This is a genomic window from Neorhizobium sp. S3-V5DH, from assembly GCF_004343065.1.
In the GTDB taxonomy this organism is placed as follows: Bacteria; Pseudomonadota; Alphaproteobacteria; order Rhizobiales; family Rhizobiaceae; genus Neorhizobium; species Neorhizobium huautlense.
Map to the genome: position 1 here is coordinate 333,134 of NZ_SMCL01000002.1, position 18,892 is coordinate 352,025.

General features: G+C 61.0%; 18 protein-coding genes. 13 read left to right on the forward strand and 5 right to left on the reverse strand.

Going from position 1 to position 18,892, the window contains the following annotated elements; translation table 11 throughout:
* Positions 1-52 precede the first annotated feature (52 nt).
* A complete protein-coding gene (locus EDE09_RS05110; RefSeq protein ID WP_105372950.1) occupies positions 53-1,090 on the forward strand; it encodes a putative sulfate exporter family transporter in 1,038 nt (345 codons plus the stop codon).
* 57 nt (positions 1,091-1,147) lie between these two features.
* Here EDE09_RS05110 and EDE09_RS05115 read toward each other — a convergent pair whose 3' ends face one another.
* The gene (locus tag EDE09_RS05115; protein WP_105372951.1) at positions 1,148-1,345 is read right to left on the reverse strand and encodes a DUF2735 domain-containing protein; all 198 of its coding nucleotides are present in this window, start codon (positions 1,343-1,345) and stop codon (positions 1,148-1,150) included.
* 443 nt (positions 1,346-1,788) lie between these two features.
* On the opposite strand from EDE09_RS05115, the gene EDE09_RS05120 reads away from it, so the two are divergent.
* Complete coding sequence (locus EDE09_RS05120; RefSeq protein ID WP_105372952.1) at positions 1,789-2,829, forward strand: glutamine synthetase beta-grasp domain-containing protein; 1,041 nt, start codon at positions 1,789-1,791, stop codon at positions 2,827-2,829.
* 72 nt (positions 2,830-2,901) lie between these two features.
* On the opposite strand, the gene EDE09_RS05125 is transcribed toward EDE09_RS05120, so the two are convergent.
* Positions 2,902-3,546 (reverse strand): TetR family transcriptional regulator C-terminal domain-containing protein, encoded by a 645-nt coding sequence (locus tag EDE09_RS05125; protein WP_105372953.1) that lies wholly within the window; start codon positions 3,544-3,546, stop codon positions 2,902-2,904.
* Here EDE09_RS05125 and EDE09_RS05130 point away from each other — a divergent pair.
* The 4 genes from EDE09_RS05130 to hydA are packed head-to-tail and all read left to right on the forward strand — an operon-like array spanning position 3,539 to position 7,076.
* Positions 3,539-3,766: a hypothetical protein gene (locus EDE09_RS05130; protein WP_132409269.1), complete on the forward strand. Its 228-nt coding sequence runs from the start codon at positions 3,539-3,541 to the stop codon at positions 3,764-3,766. The two genes, EDE09_RS05125 and EDE09_RS05130, sit on opposite strands and share 8 nt — an antisense overlap.
* 21 nt (positions 3,767-3,787) lie before the next feature.
* Entirely contained in the window at positions 3,788-5,041 is a 1,254-nt protein-coding gene (locus tag EDE09_RS05135; protein WP_105372954.1) for a Zn-dependent hydrolase, read from the forward strand.
* Positions 5,041-5,625, forward strand: a complete 585-nt coding sequence (locus tag EDE09_RS05140) for an endonuclease domain-containing protein (RefSeq protein WP_105372955.1) — start codon at positions 5,041-5,043, stop codon at positions 5,623-5,625. Before EDE09_RS05135 ends, EDE09_RS05140 begins: the two co-directional genes overlap by 1 nt.
* Complete coding sequence (gene hydA, locus EDE09_RS05145; protein ID WP_105372956.1) at positions 5,622-7,076, forward strand: dihydropyrimidinase; 1,455 nt, start codon at positions 5,622-5,624, stop codon at positions 7,074-7,076. The genes EDE09_RS05140 and hydA overlap by 4 nt, the downstream gene beginning before the upstream one ends.
* A 34-nt stretch (positions 7,077-7,110) precedes the next feature.
* Here the strand turns inward: hydA and EDE09_RS05150 are convergent, their stop codons facing one another.
* Positions 7,111-7,530 carry a cupin domain-containing protein gene (locus EDE09_RS05150; RefSeq protein ID WP_105372957.1) on the reverse strand — a complete coding sequence of 140 codons (420 nt, stop codon included), beginning with the start codon at positions 7,528-7,530 and terminating at the stop codon, positions 7,111-7,113.
* 127 nt (positions 7,531-7,657) lie between these two features.
* On the opposite strand from EDE09_RS05150, the gene EDE09_RS05155 reads away from it, so the two are divergent.
* The 7 genes from EDE09_RS05155 (at position 7,658) to EDE09_RS05190 (ending at position 17,444) form a co-directional block, all read left to right on the forward strand.
* Positions 7,658-8,449, forward strand: a complete 792-nt coding sequence (locus EDE09_RS05155; protein WP_105372958.1) for an ABC transporter ATP-binding protein — start codon at positions 7,658-7,660, stop codon at positions 8,447-8,449.
* A 237-nt stretch (positions 8,450-8,686) separates the two neighbouring features.
* Positions 8,687-9,571, forward strand: a complete 885-nt coding sequence (locus EDE09_RS05165; RefSeq protein WP_132409271.1) for an ABC transporter permease — start codon at positions 8,687-8,689, stop codon at positions 9,569-9,571.
* Positions 9,568-10,698 carry an ABC transporter permease gene (locus EDE09_RS05170; protein ID WP_105372960.1) on the forward strand — a complete coding sequence of 377 codons (1,131 nt, stop codon included), beginning with the start codon at positions 9,568-9,570 and terminating at the stop codon, positions 10,696-10,698. The genes EDE09_RS05165 and EDE09_RS05170 overlap by 4 nt, the downstream gene beginning before the upstream one ends.
* 54 nt (positions 10,699-10,752) lie before the next feature.
* Entirely contained in the window at positions 10,753-11,718 is a 966-nt protein-coding gene (locus tag EDE09_RS05175) for an ABC transporter substrate-binding protein (RefSeq protein WP_105372961.1), read from the forward strand.
* Positions 11,719-12,015: 297 nt separating this feature from the next.
* Entirely contained in the window at positions 12,016-13,209 is a 1,194-nt protein-coding gene (locus EDE09_RS05180) for an efflux RND transporter periplasmic adaptor subunit (protein WP_132409273.1), read from the forward strand.
* 14 nt (positions 13,210-13,223) lie between these two features.
* On the forward strand, positions 13,224-16,562 hold the full coding sequence (locus EDE09_RS05185; protein WP_132409275.1) for an efflux RND transporter permease subunit: 3,339 nt from the start codon (positions 13,224-13,226) through the stop codon (positions 16,560-16,562).
* A 174-nt stretch (positions 16,563-16,736) separates the two neighbouring features.
* Positions 16,737-17,444: a Crp/Fnr family transcriptional regulator gene (locus tag EDE09_RS05190; protein ID WP_165924121.1), complete on the forward strand. Its 708-nt coding sequence runs from the start codon at positions 16,737-16,739 to the stop codon at positions 17,442-17,444.
* Positions 17,445-17,567: 123 nt separating this feature from the next.
* Here the strand turns inward: EDE09_RS05190 and ureG are convergent, their stop codons facing one another.
* Complete coding sequence (ureG, locus tag EDE09_RS05195; protein WP_105372965.1) at positions 17,568-18,179, reverse strand: urease accessory protein UreG; 612 nt, start codon at positions 18,177-18,179, stop codon at positions 17,568-17,570.
* A gap of 41 nt (positions 18,180-18,220) precedes the next feature.
* A complete protein-coding gene (locus EDE09_RS05200) occupies positions 18,221-18,892 on the reverse strand; it encodes an urease accessory protein UreF (RefSeq protein ID WP_105372966.1) in 672 nt (223 codons plus the stop codon).

Here is an 18,892-nt window from a genome sequence, read left to right on the forward strand (position 1 = left end):
TCTTCTCCATGGAGAATGATTTTCCATCATCGCCTCACGCTTTGGAAAAATCATGAAGCAGATCCAACCGGCAGCAGAACACTCCTCCGCCTCTTCGTTCCGCTTCGCCGCTGTCGCCCCTGTTCTTCCCGGCCTCGTTCTGACGGCCGCGATCGCCGCGACGGCGATTGCCATCCGCAATCTGACCGGATGGATGGCGCTGAGCCCGCTTATTCTCTCGATCCTCATCGGCATACTGATCCGCAACGGCGCCACGGTTCCAGCCGCGACGCAAGCCGGAATCACCTTTTCGCTGAAGCGTATTCTGCGCTTCGGCATCATTCTGCTTGGCCTGCAGGTGACTGCAGCACAGATCTTGTCCCTTGGCGGCGGTGGTCTTGCGATGGTCGCGCTGACCCTCGCCGCGACCTTCGTCGCGATCCGCATCGCCGGCCGGATGATGGGTGTCGACCGCTCGCTGACCGATCTGATTGCCGCCGGCACCTCGGTCTGCGGTGCGTCGGCAGTCATCGCGGCCAACACCGTGATTCGCGGAAAGCAGGAACACGTCGCCTATGCGGTTGCCTGCGTCACGCTGTTCGGCTCACTGTCGATGCTTGTTTATCCTCTGCTGGCCGCCCCTCTTGGCCTCGATGCTCGCGGTTTCGGCCTCTGGACGGGCACCACGATCCATGAAGTGGCACAGGTGGTGGCGGCGGCCTTCCAGGGCGGCGATGTCGCTGGCCAGTTCGGGACGATCTCGAAGCTCGCCCGCGTCGTCATGCTGGCGCCGCTGGTCATGACGCTGGCGCTCGCCATGCGCTCCGGTCCGGCGGGCGCCGCAAAGGGTGCCATACCGATGCCATGGTTCGTGCTGGGGTTTGTCGGCATGATGCTGTTCAACAGTGCCGTCCCCATCCCTGCCGGCATCAGCCAGGCGCTCGCGACAGCGACTGCCTTTCTTCTCTCCATGGCCCTCGCTGCCATGGGGCTGCATACGGATATCGGAAACTTGAAAGCGGAGGGCTGGCGCCCCCTCGCGCTCGGCGCCTTCGGATGGCTGTTCATCGCAATCTTCGGATATGCGATGCTCAAGCTATTTGCTTTTTGATAAGTCGGGAGAAAAAGGCAAAGCTCCGCCGGAAAGGCAAAGCCTCTCCATAAGCGCTCAGCAGGGCTTCGGGCGCTCGTTGGTCTTTGAGGTCGAATCCTTGACCGCTTCGTCGTGATACCAGCACGTGTCGACAACGTTGCCGGCGATCTCCAGATCGCTGCTCGGTGCCGTAGCACCGTTATCGAGCCGCCGCCGGGGACGGATGGGGAACTGGTAGATTCTGGCCGTTTCACGATGGATGTCAGTGGTCATCCTATCGTCTCCTAAACCGAATGGTGCATATAGATACACACCAGCACAAATTGCACATTTTTTGTGCTGATTGCACGATTTTATATCACTTCAATCTCGGGCGCTAGGCACTAATTTAGCCGCTTGTGCCTGCCGAAGCTAAATTTGCTCTTTTCGAGCGCCCGCAAGGCAAACGTCTTTCGTCTCCGGCAGTTCCAGACGAGGTGCCGGAGAGGCGCAAAAGCCGCCATTTTCATGAGCGAGCGCTTATTTATGGGACGCAGCCGCCCGGTCGGATAGGCCGGCATCTCTCGCCTTCACACTTTTTTAAGAAAAAATGACACCCGGCCTTCAAACTGGCACGGGATATGCACTCCCCTTGTTCATGCCCGAGGCGCGGCCCATTCAGGCGCCGCTTCCTCAGGATGGCTCAACCATGAACACCACGGCCTGAGAGATAAAAAATGACGAAGTATAAGCTCGAGTACATCTGGCTCGACGGTTACACCCCGACCCCGAACCTGCGTGGCAAGACGCAGATCAAGGAATTCGACAGCTTCCCGACGCTCGAGCAGCTTCCGCTCTGGGGCTTTGACGGTTCGTCGACCATGCAGGCCGAAGGCCGCAGCTCCGATTGCGTGCTGAAGCCCGTCGCGCTTTATCCTGACCCAGCCCGCACCAACGGCGTGCTGGTAATGTGTGAAGTGATGATGCCCGATGGCGTCACGCCGCATCCGTCGAACAGCCGCGCAACCATCCTCGACGACGAGGACGCGTGGTTCGGTTTCGAGCAGGAATATTTCTTCTACGAAAACGGCCGCCCGCTCGGCTTCCCGGAATCCGGCTTCCCGGCTCCCCAGGGTCCGTATTATACCGGCGTCGGCTACAAGAACGTCGGTTCAATCGCCCGCGAAATCGTTGAAGAGCACCTAGACCTCTGCCTCGCTGCCGGCATCAACCACGAAGGCATCAATGCCGAAGTGGCAAAGGGCCAGTGGGAATTCCAGGTTTTCGGCAAGGGCTCCAAGAAGGCCGCCGACCAGATCTGGATGGCGCGCTACCTGCTTCTCCGCCTCTGCGAAAAGTACGGCATCGACATCGAGTTCCACTGCAAGCCGCTCGGCGACACGGACTGGAACGGTTCGGGCATGCACTGCAACTTCTCCACCAAGTTCATGCGCGAAGTCGGCGGCAAGGCCTATTTCGAGGCGTTGATGGCCCAGTTCGAAAAGAATCTCATGGACCACATCAACGTCTATGGCCCGGACAACGACAAGCGCCTGACCGGCAAGCACGAAACGGCTCCGTGGAACAAGTTCTCCTACGGCGTTGCCGACCGCGGCGCTTCGATCCGCGTTCCGCATTCCTTCGTCAAGAACGACTACAGGGGCTATCTGGAAGACCGCCGCCCGAACTCCCAGGGCGACCCCTACCAGATCGCTTCGCAGGTTCTGAAGACGATCTCGGAAGTCCCGACCGCCGGTTTCGCCTCGGCCGCCGCCTGATCCCATACCCCCAAGACTGCAACGCCGGCCCCAGGCCGGCGTTTTTTCTTTTCTGCCGAATATATTGGACAGTCAGTCCGCCCCAACCCGCAGTCCATTCATGTAGAGCTGTTCCAGAAACCGGGCGGCATCTTCGAAACGGCCTTCGCCTGCGGCCTCCTGTCCGAGGACTGCCCGCACCTGGACGTCGAAATCCGCATAATGCTGCGTCGTCGCCCAGATCGAGAAGATCAGGTGATAAGGATCGCATGCGGCAATCTTGCCGGCCCGCGCCCAGGCGCGGATGACCTCCGCCTTCTCGTCTACGAGCTCCTTGAGCGGCCCCTTCAGCTCGTCCTCGATATGCGGTGCTCCCTGCAGGATCTCGTTGGCGAAAAGCCGGCTCTCGCGGGGGAAGTCGCGGGCCATCTCGAGTTTTCGGCGGATGTAGGAGCGGATTTCCGCTTCGGGATCGCCTTCGGCATCGAAGGCACGCAAAGGCTCCAGCCAGGTGAACAGCACCCGGTCGATGAGCTGGCGGTGGATCGCCTCCTTGGTGCGGAAATAATAGAGGAGGTTCGGTTTCGACATGCCGGCCGCATCGGCGATCTGGTCGATAGTCGAGCCACGGAAACCACTGGAGGAAAAAACGTCGAGCGCCGCCTCGAGAATGCGTTCCTCCTTTTCCTCCTGGATGCGCGTGCGCCGCTGCGTCTTTGCAGCCCTCGGAATGGCCATCCTGTTCCCTCCCCTGTCCGCTTCGCTTCGCCGATCACATTTCTCTGGATTTTTGCTGATTTTCGGCTTGAGTGATGCTGCGGAAATTGTAATGTTTTACCAATCGGTCAAATTATCGGCGACAAGCAAAACAAAGGCAATGCCGATCTTCCAACGCCATGCGGATGAAGGACCATTGGGAACAAAAAGCATGCCGCCCGCGGCAAAAGCGGACGCGTGAAAAACAGGTGAGGACAATCTGATGGTGGCAGCACCAGGCGAGAACTTGCGCGTCAACGGCGACCGTCTCTGGGACATGCTGATGGAGATGGCGAAGATTGGCCCCGGTATTGCCGGCGGCAACAATCGCCAGACGCTGACGGATGACGACAAGGAAGGCCGCAATCTCTTCAAGACATGGTGTGATGAAGCAGGGCTGACACTCGGCGTCGACAGGATGGGCACGATGTTTGCCACCCGCGCCGGCACCGATCCCGATGCGCTGCCGGTCTATGTCGGCTCCCACCTCGATACCCAGCCGACCGGCGGCAAGTTTGACGGCGTGCTCGGCGTTCTTGGAGCGCTGGAGGTGGTGCGCACCATGAACGACCTCGGCATCAGGACGAAACATCCGATCGTCGTCACCAACTGGACGAATGAGGAAGGCGCCCGCTTCGCGCCGGCCATGCTTGCGTCGGGCGTCTTCGCCGGCGTGCATTCGATCGACTACGCCTATTCCCGCAAGGATCCGGAAGGAAAGAGTTTCGGCGACGAATTGAAGCGCATCGGTTGGGTGGGCGACGAAGAGGTCGGCGCGAGAAAGATGCACGCCTATTTCGAATACCACATCGAGCAGGGGCCGATCCTGGAGGCCGAAAACAAGCAGATCGGCGTCGTCACCCATTGTCAGGGCCTCTGGTGGCTGGAATTCACACTGACCGGTCGGGAGGCCCATACCGGCTCGACGCCGATGAATATGCGCGTCAATGCGGGGCTCGCCATGGGCCGCATCCTGGAAATGGTGCAGGACGTCGCGATGAGCGAACAGCCGGGTGCCGTCGGCGGCGTCGGCCAGGTCTTTTTCTCGCCGAACTCGCGAAATGTTCTGCCAGGCAAGGTCGTCTTCACCGTCGATATCCGCACCCCCTCACAGGAAAAGCTCGACCGCATGCGGGCGAAGATCGAGGCGGAAGCGGCAAAGATTTGCGAGGCGCTCGGCGTCGGCTGTTCCGTCGAAGCTGTCGGCCATTTCGATCCGGTGACTTTCGACCCAGTTCTGGTCGGGCGCGTGCGCGAGGCCGCGGAAAAACTCGGCTACAGTCACATGAACATCATCTCCGGCGCTGGCCACGACGCGTGCTGGGCGGCCAAAGTCGCGCCCGCGACGATGATCATGTGCCCCTGCGTCGGCGGCCTTTCGCACAACGAAGCAGAAGACATTTCCAAGGAATGGGCGGCTGCGGGAGCGGACGTGCTGTTCCACGCCGTGCTGGAGACGGCGGAGATCGTGGAGTGATGGCAAGCACCGAGGCCTTGGCCCCCTCATCCGCCCGTTGGGCACCTTCTCCCCGATGGGAGAAGGGAGGGCGTGCCGCAGCCTCAACTTTTCCCTTCTCCCCAGCGGGGAGAAGGTGGCCCGAAGGGTCGGATAAGGGGGAGCGGCAGCTGCCCAAGGACGATGTTACCAAGCGCCGTCCGGGAAAAACTTCGCAAGCCCGGCAGCTCCGTCAAAATGAAACGGAAGAGGAATACCATCTCTGGAGCGACCTGCGCGCTCGCAGGCTCAATGGTTACAAGTTCGCACGCCAAGTACCATTAGGTCCCTACATCGTGGATTTCCTTTGCCGCGAGCACAGCCTCGTCGTTGAAGTTGATGGCGCTCAACATGCAGACAACGCTTATGATGGCAGGCGGACCGGCTGGCTGAACGCTCAAGGGTACGCAGTGCTGCGTTTTTGGAATCACGAAGTTTCGCGTGCACGCCCCTCCGTACTCGAGACAATTCTCGCAGCGCTAAGCGGCCACCTTGAGGCAGACCCGGCCTCCGGCTTTTATTCACCGGCCTCATTCAAAAAAGAGAATAAGGAACGAAAACCATGACCACAGTCATCAAGGGTGGAACCATCGTCACCGCCGACCTGACCTACAAGGCGGACGTCAAGATCGACGGCGGCAGGATCATCGAGATCGGACCGAATCTTTCGGGCGACACGACGTTGGACGCTGCAGGCTGTTATGTCATGCCGGGCGGCATCGACCCGCATGTGCATCTGGAAATGCCCTTCATGGGCACCTACTCCTCCGACGATTTCGAGAGCGGAACCCGCGCCGCGCTCGCCGGCGGCACCACCATGGTGGTGGACTTCTGTCTGCCCGAACCGGGTCAGTCTCTGCTCGATGCGCTGAAGCGCTGGGACAACAAGGCGACCCGCGCCAATTGCGATTACTCCTTCCATATGTCAGTCACCTGGTGGGGCGAGCAGGTCTTCAACGAGATGAAGGCCGTCGTGCTGCATCACGGCATCAACACTTTCAAGCACTTCATGGCCTACAAGGGCGCGCTGATGGTGAATGACGACGAGATGTTCGCCTCGTTCCAGCGCTGCGCCGAACTCGGCGCCCTGCCCCTCGTCCATGCCGAAAACGGCGACGTGGTCGCAGCCATGCAGCAGAAGCTCATGGACGAAGGCAATAACGGGCCGGAGGCGCATGCCTATTCCCGACCGGCCTCCGTCGAGGGTGAGGCGACCAACCGCGCCATCATCATCGCCGACATGGCGGGCGTGCCGCTCTATGTCGTCCACACATCCTGCGAACAGGCGCATGAGGCAATCCGCCGTGCCCGCCAGAACGGCATGCGCGTTTATGGCGAACCGCTGATCCAGCACCTGACGCTCGACGAAAGCGAATATTTTAACAAGGACTGGGACCATGCCGCCCGCCGCGTCATGAGCCCGCCCTTCCGCAACAAGCAGCATCAGGACAGTCTCTGGGCGGGCCTTGCATCGGGCTCGCTGCAGGTGGTGGCGACCGATCACTGCGCCTTCACCACAGAACAGAAGCGTACCGGCGCCGGCGATTTCCGGAAAATCCCGAACGGCACCGGCGGCCTCGAAGACCGCATGCCGATGCTCTGGACCTATGGCGTCAATACCGGCCGCATCACCATGAACGAATTCGTGGCCGTCACCTCCACTAATATCGCCAAGATACTCAATATCTATCCGCGAAAGGGCGCCATCCTCGTAGGCGCCGATGCGGATATCGTCGTCTGGGATCCGAAGCGCTCAAAGACGATTTTGGCCGGAAACCAGCAGTCGGCGATCGATTACAACGTCTTCGAAGGTAAGCAGGTGATGGGTCTGCCCCGCTACACGCTCACCCGCGGCGTGGTCGCCATCGAGGAGGCCACCGTCAAGACCCAGGAAGGCCATGGCCAGTTCGTCAAGCGCGAACCGTTCCAGGCGGTCAACAGGGCGCTTTCCACCTGGAAGGAGCTGACCGCGCCGCGCAAGGTGGAACGGACAGGCATTCCGGCAAGCGGGGTGTAATGTGAGGGCGATGCAGCAGGCCGGCAATGAACAGTCAGGCTGGAATCTCCACCAACCCATCCAGCTCCGGCAAAAGCACGACGCTTTCCTGCTCGTTGGGATCGGTGCGGGCGATCACCGCCGTGCAGGGCGTGTTCGACAGATTGGCCGGCAGATGCGGCACTCCGGCAGGAATATACATCAGCTCGCCGGCATGCAGCACGACATAGTTCTCCAGCCGGTCGCCGTACCAGGTGTGGGCCGAACCGGAGAGCATGTAGATCGCCGTTTCGTGCGTTTCATGCAGATGCGCTTTTGCCTTCACGCCCGGCGGGATGGTGAGCAGATGCATGCAGATGCCCCTGGAGCCGACGGTCTCGGCGGCAATGCCTTGAAAGTAGCTCAGTCCCTGCTTCCCGTCATAGGTGGCATCGGGTTTCACGATACGGCAGGTGGGTTTTGAAACAGTGTCCATTGCGTTCTTCCTCCAGACGACGGCATCGTCTTCAAACTTACCATGATCCGATGCCTTTTGGTGATACGCCTTCCCTTCAGAATACGCCCGGCCTCCCGGACGATATCCAGCATGGACTTTATATCCAATGTCAGTGACTTCCCTCTCCGTCGTTTCCGCCAGAAAACTAGGCCTGACCTTTGAAACCGGCGACGGCCCCGTCCATGCGCTCTCGAATGTGGACCTGGAAGTCAGCAAGGGCGATTTCGTCTCCTTCATCGGGCCGTCAGGCTGCGGCAAGACTACATTCCTCAGGGTCATCGCCGATCTGGAAAAAAACACCGATGGCGAGATCACCGTCAACGGCATGACGCCCGAAGAGGCGCGTAAATCCCGCTCCTACGGCTACGTCTTTCAGGCGCCGGCCCTTTATCCGTGGCGGACGATCGAAAAGAACATCGCACTGCCGCTGGAGATCATGGGACATTCGGCAGCCGAACGCGGAAAGCGCATCGAACGCACGCTCGATCTCGTCAACCTGTCGGGCTTCGGCAAGAAATATCCCTGGCAGCTGTCCGGCGGCATGCAGCAGCGTGCCTCGATCGCTCGCGCGCTTGCCTTCGATGCTGATCTTCTGCTGATGGACGAACCCTTCGGCGCGCTGGACGAAATCGTCCGCGACCATCTGAACGAGCAGCTTCTGAAACTCTGGGCGCGAACCGAAAAGACAATCTGTTTCGTGACCCACTCCATTCCGGAAGCCGTCTATCTGTCGACCCGGATCGTCGTCATGTCGCCCCGCCCGGGCCGAGTGACCGATATCATCGAATCGACGCTGCCGAAGGAACGGCCGCTCGAAATCCGCGAAACGCCGGAATTCCTGGAGATTGCCCACCGGGTGCGCGAAGGTTTGAGGGCGGGGCACAGCTATGAGGAATAACGCCTTGTTGCGTGGGTATGCTCCCCTCTGTCCTGCCGGACATCTCCCCCTCAAGGGGGGAGATCGGATAGCAGCATGGCTCAGACCTCAAGTCGGATCCGAGATTGCCGCGCCTACCGCCAAGGCGCTGAATATTTCGCAAAGGTGGTCCGTCTGGCCGATCTCCCCCCTTGAGGGGGAGATGTCCGGCAGGACAGAGGGGGGTGGCCACGATCCGCAGCCTCGGGGAGCCATCGCATGAAGCCCGACTCCCTCAAGAACCGCACCCTCCCCGTCCTCACCATCCTCGTGGTGATCGTCGCCGTCTGGTACGTCGGCGCCTATTTCATGAACGCGCCGTTCCAGCGCGATCTCGATCGGCGGGGCAATGTCACATCGACAGCGATGGAGTTCGTCGGCAAGACCATGGCACAGCCGAAACCGGTGCTGCCGGCGCCGCATCAGGTGGCGCAGAACCTTTTCGAAAACACCTTCCTGCGCCGCGTCACGTCCAACCGCAGCCTCGTCTATCATGCCTGGGTGACACTGTCCTCGACGGTCGCCGGCTTCACAATGGGCACGTTGCTCGGCATACTGATCGCGGTCGGCATCGTGCATGTGAAGGCGCTCGACCGCAGCCTGATGCCCTGGATCATCGCCTCGCAGACGATTCCGATCCTGGCAATCGCCCCGATGGTGATCGTGGTGCTGGCGGCGGTCAACATCACCGGCCTGCTCCCCAAGGCGCTGATCTCCACCTACCTCTCCTTTTTTCCCGTCGCGGTCGGCATGGTGAAAGGCCTGCGCTCGCCGGAACTCATCCAGCTCGATCTGATGCGGACCTATAATGCCAGCGCCACCCAGACATTTTGGAAGCTGCGCGTGCCCGCCTCGATCCCCTTCCTATTCACGTCGATGAAAGTGGCGATCGCCGCAAGCCTGGTCGGCGCGATTGTCGGCGAACTGCCGACGGGTGCCGTCGCCGGCATCGGCTCCAAGCTCCTGGCCGGCGCCTATTACAGCCAGACGATCGACATCTGGGCGGCGTTGATCGCCGGCTCCGTGCTGGCCGCCCTCCTGGTCACGATCGTGGGGATCGTCGCCAGGATCGTCGATCGCTCCATGGGCGGGAGGCCGGCATGAGGCGGTTGAAGCGCAATTGGCAGCCGCTGCTTGCGGGCCTGCTGACGGCTCTGGCCGCAGCCCGGCTGCCGCTCACCCTCCCCGACGCGCCGGCTCCCATAGAGGGCGGCATGACGATAGCTTTGATAATTCTTGCCGCAGCACTCAATGTCGTGCTGACGCTGGGAGATCGCGGGCATGCAATGCGTGCCGGTGTTCTCTTCGTCGGAGCCCATATTCCCGCCGCCATGTTGCTTTCCAGGCTGGACGGAAATGAGGGGCAGATGTCCGCCTCCTTTTTCCTGATGATCGCGGCGAGCTGGCTCCTCGCCTGGGGCACCGTTTCCGAACTCGCGCAGATCGAGCCCCGGTCTTCCACGGCCCGCTCCTTCCTGCGCCTGCTGATCCCGGCGATCTTCGGCATCTGGATCCTGATCCTCTGGGAGGCCGTCACCCGAGGGGCCGGAATCCCCTTCATCCTGCTTCCGCCACCCTCCGCGATCGGCGCCCGCATCGCCGGCTCGGTTTCCGTCCTCTGGGCCGATGTCCAGCAGACCATCTTCAAGGCCGTACTGTTCGGTTATGTGGTCGGTTGCGCATCGGGGTTCGCCGTCGCGATCCTGGCCGACCGCTTCGCTTTCCTGCGCCGCGGCCTTATTCCCATCGGCAACATGGTCTCGGCCCTGCCGATCATCGGCGTGGCGCCGATCATGGTCATGTGGTTCGGCTTCGACTGGCAGTCGAAGGCGGCGGTCGTCATCATCATGACCTTCTTCCCGATGCTGGTGAACACGGTGGCGGGTCTCGGTGTGGCGGGCGCTATGGAACGGGACCTTATGCGCTCCTACGCATCCGACTACTGGCAGACGCTGATAAAGCTGCGCCTGCCCGCCGCCATGCCCTTCATCTTCAACGCACTGAAGATCAACTCGACGCTGGCGCTGATCGGCGCGATCGTCGCCGAGTTCTTCGGCACGCCGATCGTCGGCATGGGCTTTCGCATCTCGACCGAGATCGGCCGCATGAATGTCGATATGGTTTGGGCCGAAATCGCTGTTGCAGCGCTGATCGGTTCGGTTTTTTATGGCGTCGTGGCGCTTGTCGAGAGGGCGACGACGTTCTGGCATCCGTCTAACCGTGGTGGCTAGACGCTGATATCCGGCTCGGGCCAACGGGGCCGGCAAACACAGAGGGAAACGACAATGAAAAAGATCATGATGGCATTGATGGCAGGCGCCATGTCGCTTGCCGCAGCCCAGGCGATCGCCGCCGACAAGGTGACCCTGCAGTTGAAATGGGTGGCGCAGGGCCAGTTCGGCGGCTATTTCGTCGCCAAGGACAAGGGCTATTACGAGGAAGAAGGCCTCGACGTGACGATCAAGCCGGGCGGTCCGGACATCGCTCCGGAACAGGTGATCGCCGGCGGCGGCGCCGACGTCATCGTCGACTGGATGGGCGGCGCGTTGGTTGCCCGCGAAAAAGGCGTGCCGCTGGTCAATATCGCCCAGCCGTTCCAGAAATCCGGCCTGCAGCTGATCTGCCCCAAAGACGGCCCGGTGAAGACCGAAGCCGATTTCAAGGGTCACACGCTCGGCGTCTGGTTCTTCGGCAACGAATATCCCTTCTTTGCCTGGATGAACAAGCTCGGCCTCAAGACGGATGGCGGCAAGGACGGCGTAACGGTTCTGAAGCAAAGCTTCGACGTGCAGCCACTCGTTCAGAAACAGGCAAACTGCATTTCGGTGATGACCTACAACGAATACTGGCAGGCGATCGACGCCGGCTTCAAGCCGGAAGACCTGGTCGTCTTCAACTACACCGCCATGGGCAACGACCTGCTCGAGGACGGCCTCTATGTCACGGAGACCAAGCTCAAGGATCCGAAGTTCAAGGAAAACATGGTCAAGTTCGTCCGCGCCTCCATGAAGGGCTGGAAATACGCGCTTGAAAACCCTGAGGAAGCAGCCGAAATCGTCATGGACAACGGCGGTCAGGACGAGAACCACCAGAAGCGCATGATGGGAGAAGTCGCCAAGCTGATCGGCGACGGCAAGCTGGACATGGCAACCTACGACCGCACGGTGAAGGCATTGCTGGACCAGAAGATCATCAGCAAGAAGCCGGAAGGCGCTTATACGACCGACATCACTGCCGCGGCGCTGAAATAAAAATCGGCTATCGGCCATATCAAGAGAACGCATGAACTATGCTTCATGCGTTCTCCGAAATTTTTTGACGTAAACCATAACCAAAAGTCATCCATTCCATAACGAGCATGGATTGATTTGTGCGACGCAAACACGTAAAAGTTCAGTCCTGATGAATCTTTCGCTGCCGGTCTTGTAACCGCTTTTGGCGTTTACCACCTAGATCCGGGATATCGCGCGCAGAGGGGGCGCAGCGAGACCGGGGAGGTTCCCAGCGAAATATTTGCCCCTTTTTTAATTCAGGTCGGACATAAACACATGTTTCGCAAGTTCTCGAAGTCTGCCGGCATTTCGGCGATCCTCCTCTCGCTTGCCGCGGGTTCCGCCCTGTCACAGGAGGCCCAACCCGCAGCCGCATCGCAGCCGAAGCTGCCTTCCATCGTTGTTACAGAGACCGTAACCAAGCCGCTCGTCGACCGGATCATCGCAACCGGCACGATCAAGCCCGTCCAGGAAGTCTATGTCCAGCCTCTGGTAGAGGGACTGTCGATTAAGATGCTCAACGCCGATATCGGCGACGAGGTGAAGGCCGATAGTGTGCTGGCGACGCTGAACGAAGACGCATTGCTCCTCGAAAAGAGTCAGCTCGAAGCCAACAAGGCAAAGGCCGAGGCAGGTCTTGCCCAATACAAGGCGCAGGTGATCGAAGCCGAAGCCAATCTGGCGGATGCCACACGCCAACGCGATCGCACCAAGCGGCTCAGCCAAAGCGGCACCAGCACGGTTTCGCAGGTCGAACAGGCAGAAGCATTGGTCGAAGTACGGCAGGCACAGTTGAACGCCGCCAAACAGTCCGTTGCCGTGGGTGATTCCGACATCAAGGTCGTAGAGGCCCAGATCGAGGATATCGATCTGAAGCTCGCCCGGACCGGCGTGAAGGCGCCCGTGTCCGGCGTTGTTTCGGCCCGTAGCGCCAAGGTCGGCGCGATTGCCAGCGGCACCGGCGAACCGCTGTTCACGATCATCCGGGATGGCGCGATCGAACTCGTGGCGGATCTCTCCGAGACCGACATCCAGAAGATCAAGGTCGGGCAGAAGGCGCTTGTCTCGGTTGCCGGCGGCAAGACAAAGATCGAGGGCAAGGTGCGCCTGGTCTCCCCGACCGTCGACGCGGCGACAAGGCTTGGTGCCGTTCATATTGTCATCAATGATGAAAGCGGCGCCCGGGCCGGCATGTATGCCAGTGCGGAGATCGTCGTTACCGAGACCAGCGCGCTGGCGCTCCCGCTGTCTGCCGTCATTACTGGCCGCGACGGCTCCAGTGCCCGCAAGGTTGAAGACAATGTGGTCAAACAGGTGAAGATTGAAACCGGCATCCAGGATGGCGGTTTCGTTCAGGTGGTCAGCGGTCTCGAAGCCGGTGATCTGGTTGTTGCCAAGGCTGGTGCTTTCGTGCGGGACGGCGACAAGATCGCCCCGGTCCCGGCCGAGCCCGCGGCTGTTGCGAACTGAGCTGAGGTTGACTCATGAATTTTTCCGCCTGGTCGATCCGTAATCCGATCGCGCCGCTGCTCGGCTTCGCGCTGTTGCTCTATCTGGGGTTCCAGTCGTTCTTCACGCTGCCGATCACCCGTTTCCCGAACATCGACGTCCCGGTTGTTTCGATCACCGTAACCCAGAGCGGGGCTTCGCCTGCCGAACTGGAGATGCAGGTGACCAAGGAGATCGAAGACGCCGTCGCATCGATCAGCGGCATCGACGAGATCCAGTCCACCGTGACGGATGGCCAGTCACAGACGGTGGTGATGTTCCGCATCGAAAAGCCCACCGAAGAAGCGGTGCAGGACACCAAGGATGCCATCGATAAGATCCGCAGCGATCTGCCGGCCGGCATCGAAGAGCCCGTCGTCTCCAAGATCGACGTCGAAGGCCAGGCCATTCAGACCTTTGCCGTTTCTTCGCCCAACATGACGCTCGAAGAGCTGTCGTGGTTCGTGGACGATACCGTGAAGCGCTCGCTGCAGGGCCAGCCGGGCATCGGCCGTATCGACCGTTACGGCGGCGCTGACCGTGAAATCCGCGTGTCGCTGAATGCAGCGAAGCTCGATGCCTATGGCATCACCGCAGCGGATGTGAACCAGCAGCTTCGCGGCACAAACGTGGACCTCGGTTCAGGCCGTGGGCAGGTAGCCGGCAACGAGCAGACCATCCGCACGCTGGGCGACGCCCGCGACGTGGCCCAGCTTTCCGATACGTCGATATCGCTTTCCAACGGTCGTTTCGTGAAGCTGTCGCAGCTCGGCACGATCACCGACACCTATGAAGAGCCGAAATCCTTCGGCCGCTTCAAGGGAACGCCGTCCGTCACCTTCGCGGTCTTCCGCGCCAAGGGCGCAAGCGAGGTCTCGGTTGCGGAAACGGTCGCGGAAAGCCTCAACGAGGTGCGTAAGGCCAATCCTGATGTGACCATCGAGATGGTCGACGACGCCGTCTACTACACCTATGGCAACTACGAGGCGGCTCTCCACACGCTCATCGAAGGTGCGATCCTCGCCGTTATCGTCGTGCTGCTCTTCCTGCGCAACTGGCGTGCGACCCTGATCGCCGCCGTGGCACTGCCGCTGTCGGCGATCCCGACCTTCTGGATCATGGACATCATGGGGTTCTCGCTGAACCTCGTGAGCTTCCTGGCGCTGACGCTCGCCACCGGTATCCTGGTGGATGATGCGATCGTCGAGATCGAGAACATCGCCCGCCATATCAAGATGGGCAAGACGCCCTACCGGGCGGCGCTGGAAGCCGCCGACGAAATCGGTCTTGCGGTTATCGCGACGAGCTTCACGATCATCGCGGTCTTCGTGCCGGTGTCCTTCATGCCGGGCATTCCGGGTCAGTACTTCATCCAGTTCGGCCTGACGGTCGCCTTCTCGGTCTTCTTCTCGCTGATGGTGGCGCGCCTCATCACGCCGCTGATGGCCGCCTATTTCATGCGCGCCGAAGACGCGATGGACGACCACCACGACAACGACAGCCGTCTAATGAAGGCCTATACGCGCCTTATCAGCGGCACGACCCGCAAATGGTACTGGCGTTATACGACGCTGCTTGCGGCAATCGCCTTCCTGGTCGGCTCGGTCATGCTGCTCGCCCAGGTTCCCGGCAGTTTCATACCGCCGGAAGACGCCTCGCGCGTCGTGCTGTCGGTGGAACTGCCACCGAACGCCACGCTCGACGAGACCGACGCGACGACGACGCAGATCTACGAGGCGATCCGCGATATCGAGGGCGTCGAAAGCGTCTTCGTGCTGGGCGGCGCATCGCCCAAGGGCGACCTCGAACTCCGCCGCGCCACCGTACGCGTCATCCTCGGCAATATCGAACATTCGCTCGTCAAGACCCTGGTTAACAAAGGGCTCGGCTCAATCCCGATCCTCGGCGATTACCTGCCGAAGATGGAGGTGAAGGGCCGCGTCAAGCCACAATGGGATATCGAGAAGGAGATCCTCGCGAAGCTGCAATCCATTCCGGATGTTCGCGTCGCCAAGCTCAACGACCGCGCCGAACGCGATCTTTCGTTCAACTTCCTCTCCACCAACGAGGCGGACCTGAACGACGCCGTCAGTCTGCTGGAGTCACGCCTGCGTGCCTCGCCGATCCTTGCCAATGTCAGTTCGGAAGGTGCCCTGCCCCGTCCGGAACTGCAGATCCGGCCGCGCATGGACGAGGCTTCACGGCTCGGCATCACGCCGCAGCAGATTTCGGAAACCGTCCGTGTCGCGACGATCGGCGATGTCGATGCGAATCTGGCGAAGATTTCGCTCGATGACCGGCAGATCCCGATCCGCGTACAGGCTTCGCTTGATGTCCGAAGGGATCTGGCCGCCATCCGCGCTCTGAAGATCAAGACCGCGAGCGGCCAGAGCGTGCCCCTCTACAGTGTCGCCGATATCGACTATTCGGAGGGTCCGAGCTCGATCAAGCGCAACGACCGCAGCCGCGTCGTCTCGATCGGTTCGGATGTGCCCTTCGGCACCGCGCTCGACACGGCAAGTGCCGAATTCAAGCGAATCGTCGAAGAGACCAAGCTTCCCCCGAGCGTACGGCTTGCGGAAAGCGGGGACGCCAAAATCCAGGCCGAGATGACGCAGAGCTTCGGCAACGCGATGCTGCTTGGCCTGATGCTGGTGCTGGTGGTGCTGATCCTCCTCTTCAAGGATGTGATCCAGCCCTTCACCATCCTGTTCTCCCTGCCGCTTGCCATCGGCGGTGTGGCGGTCGCGCTGATCCTGACACAGAATGCCATGTCCATGCCGGTGCTGATCGGCATCCTGATGCTGATGGGCATCGTCACAAAGAACGCCATCCTCTTGGTGGATTTCGCGATCGAAATGCGCCGCCACGGGATGGAGCGCGTTCACGCCATGGTCGAGGCCGGCCGCAAGCGCGCCCGGCCGATCATCATGACCTCGATCGCCATGTCGGCAGGCATGCTGCCTTCGGCGCTCGGCATCGGCGAAGGCGGTTCGTTCCGCGCGCCAATGGCGATTGCGGTGATCGGCGGGATCATCGTCTCGACGGTGCTCTCGTTGGTGGTCGTGCCGTCCTTCTTCCTGATCATGGACGACCTCTCCCTTCTGCTTGGCAAGCTCTTCGGCCGGTTCGTCGGCAAGAAGGAAGCCGAAGATCTCGGTCTTTCACCGGAAGAGCTCACGCAGGAAGCACGCAGGAATGCGCAGTCGATCGCCTCGCTGGAAGAACGCCTCAACCAGATCGAGCGCCAGACCGGCGCCAACGACGACCGGGCCGCACCGGGTGCGCAGGCCGGCAGCAAGGTACTGCGCCTGCCTCCGATGGCCGCCGAATAAGCGCCATTCGCCAATGCTTCAAGAAACGCCGGGCCTTTGGGTCCGGCGTTTTTCGTTGAAGAAGAAATGGCGAGAAAAATACGGCATATTTGATCGGCGTCAAAAACCGCTTTCATGAAACTGTTATTTTGGTGCCATCGTGAGTGCGCAGCGGCCGACGTCATGGAACAGACGATGGAAATGATCAACACCAATATCAAGCTCAACAGCCGAGACCGGGCGGTGCTGATGAGGGCGCCCTTCTTGAGCGGCCTGAGCGGCAATTCGCTTGCGCGGATGCTCGGCAGCATGGCGGTGCTGAGCCTGCCTGCACGTAAATCCGTCTTCCGCGAAGGGGAAGATGCCGGCGCCTTCTACTGCGTGCTCAGCGGTTATGTCAGGCTCTACCGGTTGAATCGGGAGGGGCGCGAAGCGGATATCCGCATCTGCGCACCGGGTGACACCTTCGCCGAGTGCCTTCTCTATGGCGACAAGAAATACCCGTTTCATGCACAGACCGCCGAAGCCGCGACGCTCGCCCGTTTCGATGCGCAGACCGTCCGGGAACTTGCCGAACAGGAAAGCGATGTCGCCAAGGCGGTGATGATCTCCCTGTCCCAACACCTTCTGACGGCCATGGACTGCGTCGCCAACGACCGGCTGCATACGGCGCCGCAACGGGTGGCGAATTACATCCTGACGCGCTGTCCGGTGGATGGTGGCCCGGCCTCCATTCGCCTCCCTTTCCAGAAGAGCCTGCTGGCGGGTATGCTGGGCCTCGCCCCGGAAGCCCTTTCCCGCGCATTTTCCACCTTGCGGAAGACCGGCGTCACCGTGCGAGGCCGTGTGATCCAGGTGGGCGATGTGCAAGCGCTTCGGGAAATGAACGTTCATCACGGTTGACGCGAGGGAGGTCCCGCCTGGCAAGGCCGGCTTCCCGAAAGCATGCCGTACACGGGCGGTGGCGGCGGCATGCGATAGGCTGGTGGCTTTCGAGGCCGCCGCCTTCTTTTTCCAAGGCAGCGCTTACAGCCCGCCCTGCTCCTTCAGGAACCGGACCACGTGGTCCACTCCTTCGCCGCGTTTCAGATCGGTGAAGAGATGCGGTTTCGCCTCGCGCATGCGATGGGCGTCGCGGTCCATCACATCGAGATCGACGCCGACATAGGGTGCCAGATCCTTTTTGTTGATGACGAGCAGGTCGGAGCGGGTGATTCCCGGGCCGCCCTTGCGGGGTATTTCTTCGCCCTGGCAGGTTGAGATGACATAGATGGTGATGTCGGCAAGATCCGGGGAAAAGGTCGCCGCAAGATTGTCGCCGCCGGATTCGATGAAGACCACGTCAAGATCGGGGATGCGCTCGTTGAGACCCGCAATCGCCTGGAGATTGATCGTCGCATCCTCGCGGATCGCGGTATGCGGACAACCGCCGGTCTCGACGCCGACGATCCGGTCGGAGGAAAGCGCCTGCATCCTGACGAGCGCCTCGGCGTCTTCCTTCGTATAGATGTCGTTGGTGACAACAGCGACGGAATAACTCTCCCGCATCGCCTTGCAGAGTTTTTCCGTCAAAGCCGTCTTGCCGGAGCCGACAGGGCCGCCGATGCCGACGCGCAAGGGGCCGTTCGTCGATTTCATGTGACTTCCTTTCATAAATCCCAAGTCAGCTTAAGCCGCCCTCACGAGCGGAAAAGCCGTGAATTTTGTGTTTCGTGCCGGAGCGAGGCGATTTCCGCCTGCACCGCCGCGCTGCCGAGATCATCGAGGGTGGCCCGCACCGCGCACTGTGAAATCTCTTCAATCAGCACCTCGAGGGAGGCCAGGACCTTCACCCCTTCCGACTGTCCGCAGACACCAAGCCTGATGGCCGCCGAGACCGATTGGGAGACGGCGGCATGCAGATAGGCGGCCAGCGCCTTGCCGGCAGGAATGTGATGCGCTGCCGAGACTGCTCCGACTGCGACGGGAAAAGGCACATCGCGCGGCAGGCGATCCAGCACCGGATTTGGCCAGGCAGAAGCCGCCACGACGAATGCCTTCCCGAGCGACAACGCCTCCATGAACCGCTCGGCAGAGCCGCTCAGGGCGAGGCTCAGTTCCGCGACCTCACTCAGTTCCGCCTCGTTCTCCACCTGCCGCCAGGCTTCGGAAAACAGAACCGCGTCGTTCCAGAGACTGCCACGCCGGAGCAGCGTCGATATCCACTCCTCAAGGCCTGCGGCGTCCGTCACCAGACCATCAAAAACTGCCCGCTCAAGACCGCCGGAATAGGCAAAGCCGCCAATCGGAAAGGCGGGAGACAGCCAGGCCATCAACCTCAGAAGCGCCTGCGTATCGAGGGCCTGGCTCAT

Coding starts and splice junctions, on each gene's coding strand:
- ureG (WP_105372965.1), bottom strand. CDS start 18,179: ATGAAATCGACGAACGGCCCCTTGCGCGTCGGCATCGGCGGCCCTGTC.
- EDE09_RS05175 (WP_105372961.1), top strand. CDS start 10,753: ATGAAAAAGATCATGATGGCATTGATGGCAGGCGCCATGTCGCTTGCC.
- EDE09_RS05180 (WP_132409273.1), top strand. CDS start 12,016: ATGTTTCGCAAGTTCTCGAAGTCTGCCGGCATTTCGGCGATCCTCCTC.
- EDE09_RS05115 (WP_105372951.1), bottom strand. CDS start 1,345: ATGACCACTGACATCCATCGTGAAACGGCCAGAATCTACCAGTTCCCC.
- EDE09_RS05185 (WP_132409275.1), top strand. CDS start 13,224: ATGAATTTTTCCGCCTGGTCGATCCGTAATCCGATCGCGCCGCTGCTC.
- EDE09_RS05200 (WP_105372966.1), bottom strand. CDS start 18,892: ATGAGCCAGGCCCTCGATACGCAGGCGCTTCTGAGGTTGATGGCCTGG.
- EDE09_RS05130 (WP_132409269.1), top strand. CDS start 3,539: ATGGCCATCCTGTTCCCTCCCCTGTCCGCTTCGCTTCGCCGATCACAT.
- EDE09_RS05190 (WP_165924121.1), top strand. CDS start 16,737: ATGGAAATGATCAACACCAATATCAAGCTCAACAGCCGAGACCGGGCG.
- EDE09_RS05165 (WP_132409271.1), top strand. CDS start 8,687: ATGAAGCCCGACTCCCTCAAGAACCGCACCCTCCCCGTCCTCACCATC.
- EDE09_RS05120 (WP_105372952.1), top strand. CDS start 1,789: ATGACGAAGTATAAGCTCGAGTACATCTGGCTCGACGGTTACACCCCG.
- EDE09_RS05125 (WP_105372953.1), bottom strand. CDS start 3,546: ATGGCCATTCCGAGGGCTGCAAAGACGCAGCGGCGCACGCGCATCCAG.
- EDE09_RS05150 (WP_105372957.1), bottom strand. CDS start 7,530: ATGGACACTGTTTCAAAACCCACCTGCCGTATCGTGAAACCCGATGCC.
- EDE09_RS05155 (WP_105372958.1), top strand. CDS start 7,658: ATGTCAGTGACTTCCCTCTCCGTCGTTTCCGCCAGAAAACTAGGCCTG.
- EDE09_RS05170 (WP_105372960.1), top strand. CDS start 9,568: ATGAGGCGGTTGAAGCGCAATTGGCAGCCGCTGCTTGCGGGCCTGCTG.
- hydA (WP_105372956.1), top strand. CDS start 5,622: ATGACCACAGTCATCAAGGGTGGAACCATCGTCACCGCCGACCTGACC.
- EDE09_RS05110 (WP_105372950.1), top strand. CDS start 53: ATGAAGCAGATCCAACCGGCAGCAGAACACTCCTCCGCCTCTTCGTTC.
- EDE09_RS05135 (WP_105372954.1), top strand. CDS start 3,788: ATGGTGGCAGCACCAGGCGAGAACTTGCGCGTCAACGGCGACCGTCTC.
- EDE09_RS05140 (WP_105372955.1), top strand. CDS start 5,041: ATGGCAAGCACCGAGGCCTTGGCCCCCTCATCCGCCCGTTGGGCACCT.